Origin of the sequence: Sphingomonas aerophila (genome assembly GCF_014199305.1) — a bacterium.
GTDB lineage: Bacteria > Pseudomonadota > Alphaproteobacteria > Sphingomonadales > Sphingomonadaceae > Sphingomonas > Sphingomonas aerophila.
In genome coordinates, this window is the sequence record NZ_JACIJK010000003.1 from 227,446 (window position 1) to 243,982 (window position 16,537).

General features: G+C 66.4%; 10 protein-coding genes. 6 read left to right on the forward strand and 4 right to left on the reverse strand.

The features are described from left to right. Nucleotides 1–35: 35 nt before the first annotated feature. Both FHS94_RS05920 and FHS94_RS05925 read left to right on the forward strand, forming a co-directional pair. Nucleotides 36–2,099, forward strand: coding sequence for a TonB-dependent receptor family protein (locus tag FHS94_RS05920; protein WP_184055650.1), 2,064 nt, complete (start codon nucleotides 36–38; stop codon nucleotides 2,097–2,099). A 50-nt stretch (nucleotides 2,100–2,149) separates the two neighbouring features. Then, nucleotides 2,150–2,578: a GNAT family N-acetyltransferase gene (locus FHS94_RS05925; RefSeq protein ID WP_184055652.1), complete on the forward strand. Its 429-nt coding sequence runs from the start codon at nucleotides 2,150–2,152 to the stop codon at nucleotides 2,576–2,578. 5 nt (nucleotides 2,579–2,583) lie between these two features. On the opposite strand, the gene FHS94_RS05930 is transcribed toward FHS94_RS05925, so the two are convergent. Both FHS94_RS05930 and FHS94_RS05935 read right to left on the reverse strand, forming a co-directional pair. Beyond that, nucleotides 2,584–4,953, reverse strand: coding sequence for a PAS domain S-box protein (locus tag FHS94_RS05930; RefSeq protein WP_184055654.1), 2,370 nt, complete (start codon nucleotides 4,951–4,953; stop codon nucleotides 2,584–2,586). A gap of 116 nt (nucleotides 4,954–5,069) precedes the next feature. After that, nucleotides 5,070–5,762, reverse strand: coding sequence for a DUF6445 family protein (locus tag FHS94_RS05935; RefSeq protein WP_343055187.1), 693 nt, complete (start codon nucleotides 5,760–5,762; stop codon nucleotides 5,070–5,072). Between the two features lie 99 nt (nucleotides 5,763–5,861). Between FHS94_RS05935 and FHS94_RS05940 the strand changes: the two genes are divergently transcribed. From FHS94_RS05940 to FHS94_RS05950, 3 genes are read left to right on the forward strand one after another with little or no spacing between them, the layout of a single operon-like run. Next, nucleotides 5,862–7,235 (forward strand): MFS transporter, encoded by a 1,374-nt coding sequence (locus FHS94_RS05940; RefSeq protein WP_246348387.1) that lies wholly within the window; start codon nucleotides 5,862–5,864, stop codon nucleotides 7,233–7,235. Then, nucleotides 7,232–8,971 carry an adenylyl cyclase gene (locus tag FHS94_RS05945; protein ID WP_221234584.1) on the forward strand — a complete coding sequence of 580 codons (1,740 nt, stop codon included), beginning with the start codon at nucleotides 7,232–7,234 and terminating at the stop codon, nucleotides 8,969–8,971. The genes FHS94_RS05940 and FHS94_RS05945 overlap by 4 nt, the downstream gene beginning before the upstream one ends. Then, nucleotides 8,968–9,780 carry a glycoside hydrolase family 16 protein gene (locus FHS94_RS05950; RefSeq protein ID WP_184055656.1) on the forward strand — a complete coding sequence of 271 codons (813 nt, stop codon included), beginning with the start codon at nucleotides 8,968–8,970 and terminating at the stop codon, nucleotides 9,778–9,780. The genes FHS94_RS05945 and FHS94_RS05950 overlap by 4 nt, the downstream gene beginning before the upstream one ends. Here FHS94_RS05950 and FHS94_RS05955 read toward each other — a convergent pair. Together FHS94_RS05955 and FHS94_RS05960 are read right to left on the reverse strand one after the other, a co-directional pair. Continuing rightward, nucleotides 9,777–10,982, reverse strand: a complete 1,206-nt coding sequence (locus FHS94_RS05955) for an MFS transporter (protein WP_184055658.1) — start codon at nucleotides 10,980–10,982, stop codon at nucleotides 9,777–9,779. The two genes, FHS94_RS05950 and FHS94_RS05955, sit on opposite strands and share 4 nt — an antisense overlap. A 43-nt stretch (nucleotides 10,983–11,025) precedes the next feature. After that, a complete protein-coding gene (locus FHS94_RS05960; RefSeq protein WP_184055660.1) occupies nucleotides 11,026–13,263 on the reverse strand; it encodes a beta-glucosidase in 2,238 nt (745 codons plus the stop codon). A gap of 204 nt (nucleotides 13,264–13,467) precedes the next feature. Between FHS94_RS05960 and FHS94_RS05965 the strand changes: the two genes are divergently transcribed. Beyond that, complete coding sequence (locus FHS94_RS05965; protein WP_184055662.1) at nucleotides 13,468–16,515, forward strand: TonB-dependent receptor; 3,048 nt, start codon at nucleotides 13,468–13,470, stop codon at nucleotides 16,513–16,515. Nucleotides 16,516–16,537 lie beyond the last annotated feature (22 nt).

Below are 16,537 nucleotides of genomic sequence, written 5' to 3' on the forward strand. Positions count from 1 at the left end.
CCGCGATTGCGCGCCGGCGATCAGGAGCATCCACCATGTACACGTCCCCGCGCCGGCGCCTGCCGGCTGCGATCGCGACGGCATCTTTCGCCGTCTCCGCCTGCCTTCTCGCGCCTGCTGCCCTCGCCCAAGCGGCACAGGCTGACCCCGACGTCATCGTAACTGCGCAAAAGGGGAGCGACGATCCGCCGGTGGTTGCCCGCGCACGCGATCGCCTGTCCCGCACACCCGGATCGGTGTCGGTCGTCGCTGCGGAAACCTATGTCGACCGACAGGTAGTCGGCCTGCCCGACTTGCTGCGCGACGTTCCGGGCGTCCTGTCGAACAAGCGCTATGGCGAGGAGTCCCGGCTGTCGATCCGCGGGTCGGGCCTAGACCAGAGCTATCACCAACGCGGCGTGCTGCTGGCACAGGACGGGGTGCCCTTCGCCGATGCGGACGGCTTTTCCGACTTCCAGAAGGTCGACCCGCTCGGCGCCCGTTTCATCGAGGTGTACAAGGGCGGCAACGCGCTGCGCTTTGGCGGGGCGCAGCTGGGCGGGGCGGTGAACCTCGTCACCCCCAACGGCAAGACGGCGGCCACGCCCTTTTCGCTGCGGCTGGAGGGCGGCAGTTGGGACAGCCTGCGCGGCCAGGCAAGTGGCGCCGGCAAGGCGGGGGCGTTCGACTGGTATGGCAGCTTCAACGCTTATCGGTCGGACGGCTATCGGCAGCAGTCCGCGTCAGACCAGATCCGAGGCACGCTCAATCTCGGCTATAGTTTCGGGGAGGAGAATGAGGTCCGGCTGATCGGCTATGCCGCCGACATCAACCAGCAGGTACCCGGCGCGCTCAGTCTGACGGACGCGCTCAACAACCCGCGTTTCGCAGGCGCGGGGGTGGCGGACCGGCGGCAGGCGCGCGACCAGGACGTCGAACGAGTCACCGTGCAAACACACCTCCGCTTGTCCGATGGGCTGGTGTTCGAAGGCGGAATCTACGTCACGCAGACCGACCTTCATCACCCGATCTCGATCGTGATCGACCAGGATACCGACACGCAGGGCGCGTTTGGTCGTTTCGACCTGTCGGGCGAGATCGCCGGGCACAGGGCCGACTTGTTCTTCGGGGCCTATTACCGGCAGGGCGGGACCAAACAGGACCTGTTCGTCAACATCGGCGGCAATAACGGGCCGCGCATCGGCGACACGCGCCAGGTGGCAAGCGGCCTGGACGTGTTCGGCGAAGGGCGCTTCTTCGTGGTGCCGAACCTCGCCCTGGTAGCGGGCGCATCCTGGGGCAGGGCTACTCGCGATTACACCAACCGTCTGGCAAGCAGCGCCGACACTGCCGATTTCGATTGGTTTGCCCCGCGCGTCGGATTGTTGTTCGAGCGCGGCACGGTGCAGGTTTATGCCAACTACACCCGATCGGTGGAGCCGCCCCAGTTCGGGGCGCTGACCCAGACCAATACGAGCGAACAGGTCTTCGCGCCCGTCGACAGCCAGCGGGCCTGGACGGCGGAGGTCGGCACCCGTGGGCGTGCGGGGCCCGTGACCTGGGACCTGACCTATTACCGCGCGACGGTCGCTGGAGAGTTGCTCAGCTATCTGCCGAGCGCAAACCTGCCTGCCACGATCTTCAACGCGGACCGCACGCGACACCAGGGCGTGGAGGCGAGCATCGACCTGCGCCTGCTCGACGGGCCCGTCGGGCGGCTCCGCCTACGGCAGACCTATGGCTGGTCCGACTTCCGCTTCCGCGGCGACCGCGTTCATGGCGACAATCGCCTGCCGGTTGCGCCCGAACACCAGTATCGCGTGTCGCTTCGCTATGATGGCCGGGGCGGCGTATTCCTCGAGCCGTTCCTGGACTGGCGGCCCAAGGACGTGTGGGTAGATTATGCCAACACGCTGAAGGCGCCCGGCTATGCGGTGGTCAGCGTATCGGGCGGGGTGCGGGTCGGCCCAGCGACGCTCTTCGTGGACGCACGCAACCTTGCCGACAGGCGCTACACGGCAGAGTTCGCGGCGGTGACGGATGCACGCAGCGCCAGCACTTCGGTGTTCTTTCCGGGCGAAGGGCGCGCCGTATTCGCGGGTGTTCGGTTCGGCTTGTAAGCGCTCGACCTCCCCTTGGTAGATGGTCGGTCATCGGCTAGCGACGCGTCGTGGACAGCAACTATATTCTCGTCCGGGTCACCGCGGCCGATGTCGGCCTGTTCGCGGCGGTTGCGGACGATGTCTTCGACGCGCCGATCCGGCCCAAGCGGCTGCGAGCCTTCTTGCGGGAGCCGCGCCACCTGATGATGGTGGCGCTGCATGAAGGACGCATTGTCGGGCAGGCGAGGGGGCAGATCCACCTGAGCCCTGACCAGGCCGACTCGTTCTTCCTCGACAATCTGGGCGTCGCGCCGTCGATGCAGCGGCTCGGCATCGGACGGGAGCTTGTTGACGGAATGTTTGCCTGGGCAAAGGAGCGCGGCTGTCAAAGCGGATGGCTTGGGACCGACCCGGGCAACCATGCCGCCCGCGCGCTATATGCCGACCGGGGCGGATTGGCGCTGCATATGGTGCGGGTCGCCTTCGACCAGCTTTAGGCAGGTCAGCCCGGCTCTCCCCCGATCAACGCCTGGATGCGCGCGGCGAGTGCGGACATCGCAAACGGCTTGGTGATCATCGCCATTCCGGGCTCCAGGAAGCCGGACGCCATCGCCGCAGTTTCCGCATAGCCCGTCACGAACAGGACCCGCAGGCCTGGCCGCAGCGATCGTGCGGCATCCGCCAGTTCCTGCCCGCCCATGCCGGGCAGGCCCATATCGGTGACAAGCAGATCGATGTGCTCCATCGATCGGATCAACTGGAGCCCTTCGGGACCGTCGGCCGCGGACAGCACGGCGTAGCCGAGCTCCGTTAGTTCCTCCACGATCAGGTCGCGCACCACGGCCTGATCCTCCACCACCAGCACCACTTCGCCATGTCCGGCATGGGTTGGCTCCGTCAGGACAGCGGCATCGTCGCCCACCGTGCCTTCGCCATGGTGGCGGGGCAGGTAAACGGAGACGGTGGTGCCGCGACCCGGCCGGCTCTCGATGCCGGCATAGCCCTCTGACTGCTGGGCAAAGCCATAGATCATCGACAGGCCCAGCCCCGTCCCCTTGCCGATCGGCTTGGTGGTGAAGAAGGGTTCAAACGCGCGTGCTGCAACGTCGGCGTCCATGCCCGTGCCGGTGTCGGTCACGCTGACACGCACGTAATGACCGGCCTTGACCGGACGACGACGCCCCGCGCCCGCATGATCTAGGCGCACGTTGTCGGTCTCAACGGTCAGGGTGCCGCCCTCCGGCATCGCATCGCGGGCGTTGATGACCAGGTTGAGGATGGAGCTTTCGAGTTGGTTGGGATCGCACTTTGTCACCCAGAGCGCGTCGTGGAGCGCAAGGCGAAGCTGGACCTGCTCGCCCAGCGTGCGTTGCAGCAGGTCCTCCATCGACCCGATCAGGGCATTGGCCCGCACCGGCCGGGGATCAAGCGGCTGTCGTCTGGAAAAGGCGAGCAATCGATGGGTTAGTGACGCAGCGCGATGCGCAGCGCCCGCCGCGCCAGCGATGAAGCGGTCGAGGCTGTCGGTGCGTCCTTCGGCGATACGGCGCTGCATGATCTCCAGGCTGCCCGTGATGCCCTGGAGCAGGTTGTTGAAGTCGTGAGCGATGCCGCCGGTCAGCTGACCGACCGCCTCCATCTTTTGCGCCTGTCGTAGCGCTTCTTCCGTTTCGGCCAGCGCTGCGGCGGCTTCGCGTTCGGCGGTCACATCGCGGCCGAACCCATAGAAGGTGCCACCTTCGGGAACGGTGGTCCAATGGATCAGCCGCTGCTCCCCATCACGCGTCCGCAGCACGGTCTGGTAGCTTGGCAGCGAGTCGCCTGATTTCAGGGTTTCCACCCGCTCGCGCCATGCTGACTCGTCCCCGACCATGAAGTCGGTGCTGCGCCGGCCCAGCGTTTCTTCCCGCGTCCAGCCTAGCGTCGCGGTCCAGGACGGGTTGACGTCCGTCACGATCCCGTCGCGGTTGGTCACCACCTTCAGCACGGGCGACAGCTTCCAGATCCGCTCCCGGTCGCGGGCAAGCTGGCGTTCGGCGGTGATGTCGCGGCCGATCGCGTGGATACGGCCGGCATCGGGCACCGCCGTCCAGGCGAGCACCCGATAATCTCCGTCGCGCGTACGGTACCGGTTTTCAAAGGCCAGCGTCGTCGCGCCGGCGCGCAGCCGCCCGACCTCGGCCGCCGTGCCGTTCTGGTCGTCGGGATGGATGAACTCGGCAATGGATCGGCCGACCATCTCGTCCTCCGTCCAGCCGAGCATCCGCCCGGCGGAAGGATTGACGGCCGTGATCGTGCCTTCGGTCGTGCAGACCAGCAGCAGGTCCTGCGACATGGTCCACAGGCGGTCGCGATCCCCCACCAGCGCACGATTGGCGAGCACGCGATCCGTTGTCTCGATCACCACCGCCACCACGCCCAGTGGCCGGCCATGTTCGTCCACCGCCGGGGAATATTCCAGGTCCGTCCACAGCACGCGGGGCGTGCCGTCACGCACCAGCGTCAGCTCCTGATCCTTGTAGGACAGGGTGCCGCCTTCCCTGAATACCTTTTGCATGACGTTGGCGTTGAAGTCGGCAACCTCATGCCAGCCGAGCAGCACCTCGGTTCCCAGCAATTCAGGATGCCGTCCGCCCGCGAACTGACGATATGCGTCGTTATAGATCATGACGCCCTTGTCGCCCCACAGCGTGACGACCGGCACCGGGGAGCGCAGGATCAGCGCCAGCGTCGCCCGCATCGCGGTAGGCCAGCTCTCGATGGGACCGATGGCCGTGCGGCTCCAGTCGAAGCGGTTGATCCGCTCCCCGAGTTCACCGCCATGTTGCAGGAACGGTCGGGCGTCCAGGGCGGCGCCCGTGCTTTCCTCCATCATTGCTCGCCTTTGATCCTCATCGCGTCCCATGCCCTTTGCAACCTGACGCCGCTAACGCGCAACGGTCCGAATGGTCACGCAATGATGAAAAAGCTTGGCAACAACCTGCAACTTCACGCGATGGCGAAGAAGCCGGTGATGGTCAGCCGCCCGACGGACGGATCGGCCGACAGCGCGGCATCGGGTGCAATTGCGCCGCTGTGCAAGCTCCAGCTGCGGTACAGCAGGGCCCGGTTGAAGCGTGCCTCGGCCCGGGCGATGCAACTGAATTGGGGGGTGTCGCCCGCGACATAAGCAGGTGGCGGTGGGGCCTTGGCCAGTTCAGCGTCGAGGGCGGCGGTGTAGGCGGGCGCCCGTTCCGCGGTGATCGTCTCAAACCCTGTCGCGCGGTGGCGGAAAAAGGCGGTGCCGTCACCATCCTCGGGCGACAGGTAGTGAACCATGGCGATCCGCTCCGCGCCATACGCATCGACATGGGGCAGCCGCTGCGGGACGGAGAGCTGCCCGGGCGCGGTGGTGACGATCGAGAAGCTCGCATCGACTACCCGGACCTGCCGGCAAGACCCCAGGTGCCGTCCGATCAGCCTCGCGATCAGCGGCATCTGCTGTTGCATATAGCCCCCGGGCAGGGCCGCGCGGACGCCGGGGTAGTGCTGGTCGGCCGCCCCGAATCGCGCCGTCATTGCCGCCGCGCGTAGTGCATCCGGGTCGGGGGCGAAGTCGTCCACGCTGACCAGCACCTGCCCCTCCTCGCCGAACTTCGTGGCGACGGCGGTGGGGCGGGGGCGATCAGTGTGAACGTTCACGCCGAACAGGGTAGCGCGGGCCGATGGCCCCTGCAAAGGCCCTTGCCGGTCCGGTCCGCTGTGCTAGCACGCTGGCCAGAACAGATGGAGAGGGGACACATGGTCGGCGCAACCACGCGAAACGACACGGGGACGAGGGCAGGCAGCGCCGGCAGCGGGGCAGGTGCAGCCTTTGCCATCGTCACGACCCTTTTCTTCGCATGGGGCTTCATCACGTCGCTGGTGGACCCGCTGGTCGCGGCGGTGAAGGGGATCTTCACCCTGTCCAACCTTCAGGCTCAGGCGAGCGCGTCGGCGTTCTTCTTCGCTTATTTCGTTGTGTCGCTACCCGCCGCCGCGCTGGTGTCGCGGATGCGCGCGACCACGGCGGTGCTGCTGGCGCTTGGCACCATGGTTGCCGGCTGCCTCATCATGCTGGGCGCGGCCAATATCGCCAACTACTGGCTGGTACTGCTCGGGCTGTTCGTGCTGGCAAGCGGCATCACGGTGCTTCAGGTCGCGGCCAACCCGCTCGCCGCTGCGTTGGGCGACCCGTCGCGAAGCCATTTCCGGCTGGTGTTAAGCCAGACCTTCAACTCGCTCGGTACATTCCTCGGGCCGCTGCTCGGCGCACACCTGTTCCTGAAGGGGGTCGAGGTGAAGGGCGGCGCGGCGCTGGATCCGGCCGTGCGGGCGCAGGCGCTGGCCGGTATCGACCAGGCCTATTTGTGGCTGTCGGGGCTGCTTGCTGTCCTGGCGCTGTTTTTCTGGTTGGGCCGTGGCACCGTGGCGCGCGCTGCCCCTGCACCGCAGGGAGCATCGGGCGGGGTCGGCTCCGCGATTGCCTCACGCTGGGCGCTGTTCGGCGCGCTGGCGATCTTCCTGTATGTCGGCGCGGAAGTGTCGATCGGCACGCAGATGGCGCTGTTCCTCAATTCCGACGCTGTGTGGGGCCATTCGGACGCGGCGTTCGGCGTGCCGCTGCTCGGCTGGACCATGGGGTCGGACGGCACGCCTGGCGTGTCGTTGCAGGAAGCGGGCAAGGCCGTCGCCTTCTATTGGGGTGGCGCGATGGCCGGCCGCGCGGTCGGCTCCGCGCTGCTCGCCCGGTTCGATGCGGCACGGCTGCTGGCGCTGTTCACCGCGGTAGCTGGGGCGATATGCCTGTACGTCGTGTTCGTAGGCGGCGTCAGCGCCGGGTTCGTGGCCCTGTCGATCGGGCTGTTCAACTCCATCATGTTCCCGGTCATCTTTACCCTGACGCTGGAGCGATCTAGCGCGAGTGCGGAGGCGACCTCGGGCCTTCTCTGCACCGCCATTGTCGGCGGCGCGCTGGTGCCGCTGCTGGTCGGCGGGCTGGCGGATGCGAGCAGCTATGGTTTTGCACTGATCGTGCCGGCGGCCTGTTATGCGGTGCTGTGCGTCTTTGCCGTCGCGGCCGGGCGTGCGCCCGTTCATGCGGTGGGAGAGCCAGCAGCGGCGTCGATCCATTGAGCGCCAACCCGACCCGGCGGGCGGTGCTGGCGGCGGGCGCAGCGGTGACGCTTGCCCCGCGCACGCTTGCCGCCGGGCGCGAGCCGGATTTCGGGCCCAACATTCTGGTCATTGACCCCGCTCAGCCTGCGCGCGCGGCACAGGCCCGGGTGGACGCGATCTTCAAGGAGACCGAGCGCGCCCATTTCGCCGACGCGCGCCATGCGGTGCTGCTGAAGCCGGGCCGGCACAAGCTCGACATCAATGTCGGATTCTTCACGCAGGTTGCGGGGCTGGGCCTGCTACCCGCGGATGCGACTGTTGATGGCCATGTCCATGCCGAGGCGGACTGGGCCAAGGGCATGGCGCTGGTGAACTTCTGGCGCGGGGTCGAGAACTTGGGTGTGCGGCCGCCCGACCGGGTCGATCGCTGGGCTGTATCGCAGGCCGCGCCGTATCGCCGGATGGACCTGCAGGGCGACCTGCTGCTGGACGATGGCGGCTGGTCGAGCGGCGGGTTGCTGGCGGACAGCCGGGTTGCTGGCACCATAAAATCCGGCACCCAGCAGCAATGGTTCACCCGCAACAGCCAGATCGCCGGCTGGCAGGGCAGCAACTGGAACATGATGTTCGCCGGGGTCGCCGGTGCGCCCGCAACGAGCTTTCCGGAGCCGCCTTATACCAGCCTGCCGTCGGTACCGGTTATCCGTGAGAAGCCGTTCCTCCACGTCACGCGCGGCGGCGACTGGGCGGTGTTCGTTCCCGCGCTGCGCCGTGATGCATCCGGGCCGAGCTGGACCGCGGGCACCCCGGCCGGGCGGTCGGGTCCGTTGTCCGACTTCCTGATCGCGCGGCCTGACACGCCGCTGCGCCAGATCAACGCCGCGCTGGCCGCGGGGCGGCACCTGTTGCTCACGCCCGGCATCTATCCGCTGGACGAGCCGATCCGGGTCGCGCGCGCCGACACGGTCGTGCTGGGTCTTGGCCTCGCCACGCTGCTGCCGGTGAAAGGCACCCCTGCGCTGACGATTGCGGACGTGCCTGGCGTCAGTGTCGCGGGGCTGCTGGTCGATGCCGGCCCTGTCAATTCGCCGGTGCTGGTGGAGGTTGGCCCGCGCGGTAGCAGCGAAGACCATCGCGGAAACCCGACGCTACTCGCCGACCTCTATGTCCGTGTCGGCGGCGCGACGATCGGCAAGGTTGAATGCGGGGTGGAGGTCAACAGCCGCGGCGTGATCGGCGACCATCTGTGGCTCTGGCGCGCCGACCATGGCGATCGCGAGGCGGGCCGCATCCACACCGCCTGGACCGAGAGCACGGGGGGCGAGGGGCTGATCGTCAACGGCGACGACGTGTCGATGTACGGCCTGTTCGTGGAGCATTTCCAGCGTCACAACACGTTGTGGCGCGGGGAGCGCGGCCGCACATATTTCTATCAGAACGAGTTGCCTTATGACCCGCCAGGCCAAGCGGCATGGCGCGCGGATTCAGCTCGTGGCTGGGCAGCGTACAAGGTCGATGACGCTGTTCGTGAGCATGAGGCGACCGGGCTCGGCATCTACGCCAACTTCACCGCCGACCCGTCGATCGTGCTGGAAAGCGGGATCGAGGTACCCCGCCAGCCGGGCGTCCGTATCGCCAGCGCGACCACCATCTCCCTGGGCGGCGGCAAGGGCACCATCGCGCATATCGTCAACGATGCGGGCGCGGCGGCGCGGCCCGGTGCCATCCGCCAGACGCTGAGGAGCTATCCATGACCGTCCTTCTTTTCGCGCTTCAGGCAGCAACGCTGGGCGCCACCAACTATGCCGTGGACGCAGCCATGCCGGCGCCAGCCGGCAAGCCCAGCGTCGCGGATGAGTTCAACACGCTCGATCTGTCGAAGTGGCGCTTCGACATCGACCGCAACCCGATGGGTTGGCCGAACAACGAGAAGCAATATTACGCCCATGACGACCGGCGCGAGAATGCGCGGATCGAAAAGGGCGCATTGGTGATCGAGGCCCGCAAGGAGGTGCTCGACAAGAAGCGGTTCGCCGATTGGGGCGGGCAGGGCTACACCTCCGCCCGGCTGATCTCAAAGCCCGGCATGGGCTATGGCTTCTACGAAGTGCGCGCCAAGCTGCCGTGCGGGCGCGGGATATGGCCCGCCATCTGGCTGCTGCCCAATGGCGGGAAATGGCCCGACGAGGGTGAAATCGACATCATGGAAATGGTCGGCTGGGATCCGAACGTGATCCACGCGACCATCCACAGCGGAACCTATAATCATCGCCTGGGCACGCAGCGCGGCGCACAGAAGCCGGTCGCGACGAGTTGCACCGCGTTCCACAACTACCAGCTCGACTGGCGCGCGGATTCGATCACCATCGGCGTCGATGGCCGCGCCTATATGCGGGTCGTCAACAATCAGCCTGGCGACAAGGGCGCATGGCCCTTTACCCGGCCCTACCAGATGATCCTGAACGTCGCGGTGGGTGGTGACTGGGGCGGCCAAAAGGGCATCGACGATGCTACGTTCCCGCAATCGATGCGGGTCGACTATGTCCGTTACTGGGCTCGCTAGGCCGGACGGGATGCTGGACGGGCGGCGAGCAGGGTCAGTCCGCCTGCGAGCGTGAGCGCGGCGAGGAGCAGCATCAGCTTTTCAAAATCGCGCGGGCTCGCCAGCCACCAGGTGAGAAGTGGCCCGGCGAGCGCCGGCAGGGTGTTGGTCAGGTTCAACAGTCCCAGATCGCGCCCACGGTGCCGCACGCTCGGCAGCAGCTGCATGGCATAGGCCGAGTGCAGCGCCAAAAACACCGCCGACCCGACCGCATAGGTGGTGAAGGCCAACGCACCCTCTATCCAACTCGCCGCCGCCGCCATGCCGCACAGCCCCAACGCGGCGGCCGCGGCGGCCGCAAGCAGCACCGGCCGTCGTCGGCCGCTGCGATCTGACAAACGGCCCGCGATCAGCGCAACTGGCAGCGGCAACAGATAGGACAGGGTGAGCAGGTGCCCCGTCCGTGTCTGCAACTCAGTGCGCGGCAGATCCGCGGCGATACTCTCGAAATAATAGAGCAGGTACAGGAACAGCACATTACCCGCGACCTGCACGAGCAGCCGGGCCGCCCAAGCCACCGCCATGTCGCGCGTCCGCCCCGGCAGGGGGCGCTCGTCCTCGGCGTCGATCGGCGTTGAGGGCGGCAGCAGCGCGAGCAGAGGCACGACACAAGCGATCATGGCAAGCGGCACCAGCAGCAACCGCCCCGTCTCACCCAGCGCAGGGGTCGCGACCAGCCCAGCCGACAGGCCGGCGGCGACCGGGTTTGCAAACGCCAGCAGGCCACCAAGCGTGCCCTTCTGCGCGTCCGGCACCTCGTCCGCCATCATCGCGATCAGCGGGGCGAGCGCGGCGTTGACCGCGACCTGGAACAGGATCACCGCCGCGATCACCTGTGCTGGCGTGGCAGCGGCCGCTATGCCGGCATAGGCCAGCGCCGTTCCGGCGACCCCGCCGATCAGCCACCCGCGACGGCCCTGCCCACGCGCGACCGATCGGTCGCTAAGCCAGCCCCACAGGATGTTGCTGGCACTCGCCACGATCGCACCGCTGATGACAATCGCTGTCAGCACGTCCAGTCGCGCATCGCCAGCCAGGGCTTCCACCTTGACCGGCAGCAACAGGGTGAGCAGCGGCAGATACCCGATTACCCCGCCGGCATAGGCCAGGGCGAACAGGATCAGCGTTGCCGTCGAGCGGCGGGGAAGCACGGCGGCAGGCATGGACGATCAGACCCTGCCCGCCGCCCGCGATGACGGCAACCGTTCAGGGCTTGATGAACTGCTCATCCAGCGTGGTGGTCAGCATCAACGAACGGTCCTGCGCGTCACGTGCGAGCGCCACGCGATAACGGCCCGGCTTGATGTGCCAGCCCGGACGCGCGGTGTCATAGTCGGCGATCACGCGCGGTTCGGCCGTCAACGTTACCCGGCGGGCCTGACCGGGGGCCAGCGTCACCTTGCCGAAGGCGGCGAGGCGCATGGGGCCAGCCTGGCCGTCACGAGCCACATAGACCTGCGGTACGTCGCTGCCGGCGCGCTTGCCCGTGTTGACGACCTCGACCGAGACGGACAGCGACTTGCCCCCGGTCACCACAGGATTGCGGTATGCGAAGCCCGTGTAGCTGAGGCCGTGACCGAACGGAAACAGCGGCCTTTGCCCCTGCTTCTCGTACCAGCGATAGCCGACATCGGCGCCTTCGCGGTATTCCACTGGAAAGCTTTGAAGCTGGAAGTTCGACGCGTTCGCCGGATTGGCAGCCGCCTGCGCTTCCAGCGAGGTCAACTTGTCGAGGCCGACCGGGGTGGGGCGGGGTGCCTGGGTCGCGGCGGCGGGGAAGGTGATCGGCAGACGGCCCGACGGATTGACGCGCCCGGTCAGCACGCCCGCGATCGCCTCTCCCCCGCGCTGCCCGGGGTACCAGGCCTGCACCACCGCGCGAACCTGATTGAGCCAGGGCATCAGCACCGGCCCGCCCGTCTCCATCACCGTCACCGTGTTCGGCTGTGCCGATGCCACCGCCGTGATTAGCGCGTCCTGGTCATAGGGGAGCGACAGGTCAGGCACATCCTGCGCCTCCGTCGTCCACTGGGTCGCGAATACGATCGCGACGTCTGCTGCCCGCGCCGCTGCCGCCGCCGCCGCCGGATCGCGCCCGTCTACAAAGCTGATCTGCGCGTTCGGCAGTTCTTTCCGCAGCGCCTTCAGCGGCGAGGACGCATGGTAGGTGATGCGCGCGAAGGAGGCCGCAGCGCCGCTGGTCAGCGGGATCTCCACGGGTGCGCCACCAACGGATCGTACCTGGCTCGATCCGCCGCCCGACAGCACGCCCACATCGGCGCGTCCGCCGATCAGCACAATGCGCTTGGCCGTGCGTGCGAGGGGTAGCGCGTTCCCCTCGTTGCGCAGCAGCACGATGCCTTGTTCCGCGGCGCGCTGGGCGACCTTGGCGTGCTCGGCATAGGGGATTGGCTGCGCGCGCGCCGGTGCGGGGGTGTCGTACGCGCCCGTTTCGATCAGCCCGGTGAGGTAGCGCGCCACCATGTCGTCGATCCGCGCCTGGCTGACCTCACCCGAGGCGACTGCCGCCTTTAGCGGTTCGGCGAAATACAGCGCCTCGTCGAGTTCCTGGCCCGATTGCTGGTCCAGCCCGGCATTCGCGGCCTTGGCCGTGGAGTGCACCGCGCCCCAGTCGCTCATGACAAAGCCACGATAGCCCCAGTCGCGGCGTAGCACGTCGGTCAGCAGGAACTTGTTCTCGCACGCCCAGTCGCCGTTGACCTTGTTGTACGCGCACATGACCGATCCCGGCTGGCCCTTTTCGATCGCGATCTGGAAAGCGAGAAGGTCGCTCATCCTGAACGCCGCCTCGTCGATCCGCGCGTCAACGATTGAGCGGCCAGTCTCCTGCGCGTTGAGTGCGAAGTGCTTCACCGTGGACACGATCCGGTTCGACTGAACGCCCGCGATATGTTCGCCGGCCAACGTACCGGCCAGCAGCGGGTCTTCGCCGAGATATTCGAAGTTGCGCCCGTTCCACGGATCGCGCGTCAGGTTGACGCCACCCGCGAGCAGAACGTTGAAGCGCTTGGCCCGCGCTTCCGCGCCGATCATCGCGCCGCCGGCCCGCGCTATTGCGGGATCGAAGCTGGCGGCGGTGGCCAGGCTGGAAGGGAGGGCGGTTGCCACGTCGCCGCGGCGCTGCTCCACCTGATTGGCAACGCCCAGCGACGCATCGCTTTCGCGGATCAAGGGCACGCCCAGGCGCGGTATGCCGTCGATATGCCCGGCGGAGGGAATGAGTTCGTTGGCGGACTTGCCCTTCGCCATGGGAGGGAAAAGCCCGTGCAGCAGCGCGATCTTTTCGTCCGCACTCATGCGGGCAACGATCGAGTCGGCGCGGGCGCGGGCGTCCGTTGTGGCCGATGTCCGGTCGGCGGCCAACGCTGGCACAATGGCGAGCAGCGTGGAGGCGAACAGCGCCGTTTTGATCCTGGTATTCATGGCAATCCCCTCTTGCCGGCGCTGCGGCATTGTTGCGTCCCTGCCACACAGTGGGAACGTTCTCAACCTTCCGTGCCAATGTTAGCGATAACCTGTATCAGGCCGTGTTCCTGCCGCTTGACAGCCCACAATGGCCCGCGCAGGTGAACGTTCTCACGAAAGCGCGGGTCAGCCGCGCTGGACGTTTTTCAGGGGAGAGGGTTTATGCGGGGCTTTACGGCTCGGTCGATTTCGCGATTGGTTCTTGGGGCCTCGACGCTGGCGATCGCCGCCGTCCCCGGGCTAGCCTACGCACAGGATGCAGCCAGCACGGCCGGCAATCCCGGTCCCGCCGAAACACAGACCGCTCCCGCTACAGACGCTGCCAGCCCCGCCGAAACGACCGAGGACGTCGTGGTCACCGGCATCCGCGCCTCCTTGCGCGCATCGATCGACCTGAAGCGTGACGCGCAGGGCGTCGTGGACGCGATCTCGGCCGAGGACATCGGCAAGTTCCCCGACACCAACCTGGCTGAATCGCTTCAGCGCATCACCGGCGTGTCGATCGACCGTTCCAACGGCGAAGGCCAGTTCGTCACCGTTCGCGGCTTCGGTCCCGAATACAACCTGGTCGTGCTGAACGGCCGCCAGATGCCGACATCCACTATCGGCGACGGTAACGGCGCACCTGGATCGCGTTCCTTCGACTTCGCGAACCTCGCGTCCGAAGGCGTCGCGGCGCTGGAGGTCTATAAGTCCGGTCGCGCCACCGTGCCATCGGGCGGCATCGGTTCCACCATCAACATCCGCACCCCGCGTCCGTTCGACAAGATGGGCCTGCGCGGCTCGATTGCGGCGCGTGGCGTCATCGATACCTCGCAGAACGGCAAGAACGACATCACGCCTGAAGTGTCGGGCATCATTTCCGACACCTTTGCCGACGGCCGCATCGGCGTGCTCGTCACCGGCGCCTATCAGAAGCGCAACTTTTCCGTGAACACCGCCAGCGCCGGCTGGCGCGACGGTTATCTCGGCAACGAGAACAACTGGGGCTCGCTGGCCCAGCCGGGTACGCCGGGCGCTGCCAACATCACGAACCGTCCCGACGCGACGGACGTGTACCAGGTGCCGCAGAACGGCAGCTACGACTTTGCGGATGGAAAGCGTGAGCGCATCAACGGCCAGGCGGTTCTGCAATTCCGCCCGATCGACGAGCTGACCGCGACGGTCGACTACACCTATTCGCGCAATCGCGTGAACGTCCGCGATAACAGCGTGGGTATCTGGTATAACCACAACAACACGTCGAGTTCATGGACGGACGGCCCGGTCGCCGGCCCCGTCTTCTACAGCGAGACCTTTGGCCCGAACGAGGCAAAGGACCTCAGCTACTCCGCCGCCCAGACTGCGTATCAGAGCGAGAACAAGTCGATCGGCGGCAACCTGACCTGGGAAGCGCCGGGCGGCGTCACCGTCGCGCTCGACGCACATCATTCAACCGCGCAGTCGAACCCGACCAGCAAGTACGGCAACTCCAACTCGCTTGGTACGGCGGTATTTGGTGTGCGTACGCAGACGCTGAATTTCGACAACGACCTGCCGGTCATGTCGTACACGATGCAGCCGGGGATCGATCCGCTGAACGCTGCTTTGATCACGCCGACCGGCAGCGCGTTCCGCAACTCCTTCTTCCGCGACCGGATCAACCAGGTGCAGCTGAAGGGTCATTACGACCATGACGGCGGCTTCCTGGACAGCCTCGATTTCGGCGTGCAGTACACCGACAACAAGGTGCGCTCTGCCTATAGCGTGCTGCAGAACGACACCTGGGGCGGTACCGGCGGCGACAGTGCCGCTCAGCGCGCCGCCGCGGCCGCGCTGCTGCCGGACGACATCTTCAAGCTGACCAGCATCCCCAACCTGTTCAAGGGGCTGAGCGGCGCGAACGACCCGAGCATTGTTCAGCAGTTCTATTCGTTCGACTTCGAGCGCGTGGTCGGGTTGCTCGACAACGCCTACAAGATCTGCGGCGGCGACGGGGATTGCCGGATCCCGTTCACGACCGACTCGCGCGTGCGGGAAAAGACGGTTTCGCCGTACTTCCAGTTCAACGGCAAGTTCGACCTGCTGGCCGGCACCGGGCACCTGATCGCGGGCATCCGTTACGAGAACACGAACGTCCTCGCCTCCGCGTTGGTCCCGACCCCGTCGGGTGCGCGTCAGAACTCGCAGAACGAATTCAACATCCTGTTCACCGGAAGCGGGTTCACGACCTACAAGGGCACCTACGAGAACTGGTTGCCGTCGGTTGACATCGACATCCAGCCGATCCGGGACGTGAAGCTGCGCGCGTCATACAGCCACACGATTACCCGCTCGGACTACAACAACCTGCAGGGCGGGCTTAACCTCGACACGCTGTTCCGACCCGGCAACGGCGCGGGCGTGGGTGCATTCGGCAATGGCACGGGCCGCCTCGGCAACCCGAACCTGATCCCGTACAAGTCGAAGAACATCGACCTGTCGGCTGAGTGGTATTACGGCAACGAGAGCTACATTTCGGTCGGTTACTTCCACAAGGATGTGTCGAATTACATCGGCAGCACCCAGGTGAATACGATCGTGCCGGCGGTGACTACTCCGCTTGGCGGCCCTCGTTACCAGGCCGCGATTGCGGCGCTGGGCGCGAACGCGACCTTTGGGCAAATCCGCGACTATTTCGCGGCCAATTACCCCGGTTCGGTCGTGAACGGCACCATTATCGCCCAGCCGAATGATCCGGCCGTCAACTTCGTGATCTCCACGCCGTTCAACAGCGATCAGACTGCGGCGGTCAACGGCTTCGAGTTCGCGATCCAGCACAACTTCTGGGACACGGGCTTTGGCACGATCCTGAACTACACGATCGTCAACGGTAACCGTAAGTACGACAACACGCTCCCTTCCACCGTGTCGCAGTTCGCGATCACCGGCCTGTCGGACAGCGCCAACGCGGTTCTGTTCTTTGACAAGTACGGCTTCCAGGCGCGTGCCGCGTATAACTGGCGCAAGGGGTATCTGTCGGGCGCGGGCACCAACCCGACCTACATCAATACCTATGGCCAGCTGGACGCCAGCGCGAGCTATGCGATCACGCCAAACATCGCGGTGTTCGGTGAAGCGATCAACCTGACCGGGTCGGATCGTGGTGGTCACCTGCGTTCGGAGCGCAACATCACCTTCGCGACCAAGCAGGACGCGCGCTACTCGGCCGGCGTGCGGTTTACCTTCTAAGGCTCCGGAACGGGCCATCCTT

Excerpts from the sequence above, each read along its gene's own strand:
- FHS94_RS05920 (WP_184055650.1), top strand. The coding sequence starts at position 36 with ATGTACACGTCCCCGCGCCGGCGCCTGCCGGCTGCGATCGCGACGGCA.
- FHS94_RS05930 (WP_184055654.1), bottom strand. The coding sequence starts at position 4,953 with ATGGAGGAAAGCACGGGCGCCGCCCTGGACGCCCGACCGTTCCTGCAA.
- FHS94_RS05940 (WP_246348387.1), top strand. The coding sequence starts at position 5,862 with ATGGTCGGCGCAACCACGCGAAACGACACGGGGACGAGGGCAGGCAGC.
- FHS94_RS05950 (WP_184055656.1), top strand. The coding sequence starts at position 8,968 with ATGACCGTCCTTCTTTTCGCGCTTCAGGCAGCAACGCTGGGCGCCACC.
- FHS94_RS05955 (WP_184055658.1), bottom strand. The coding sequence starts at position 10,982 with ATGCCTGCCGCCGTGCTTCCCCGCCGCTCGACGGCAACGCTGATCCTG.
- FHS94_RS05960 (WP_184055660.1), bottom strand. The coding sequence starts at position 13,263 with ATGAATACCAGGATCAAAACGGCGCTGTTCGCCTCCACGCTGCTCGCC.
- FHS94_RS05965 (WP_184055662.1), top strand. The coding sequence starts at position 13,468 with ATGCGGGGCTTTACGGCTCGGTCGATTTCGCGATTGGTTCTTGGGGCC.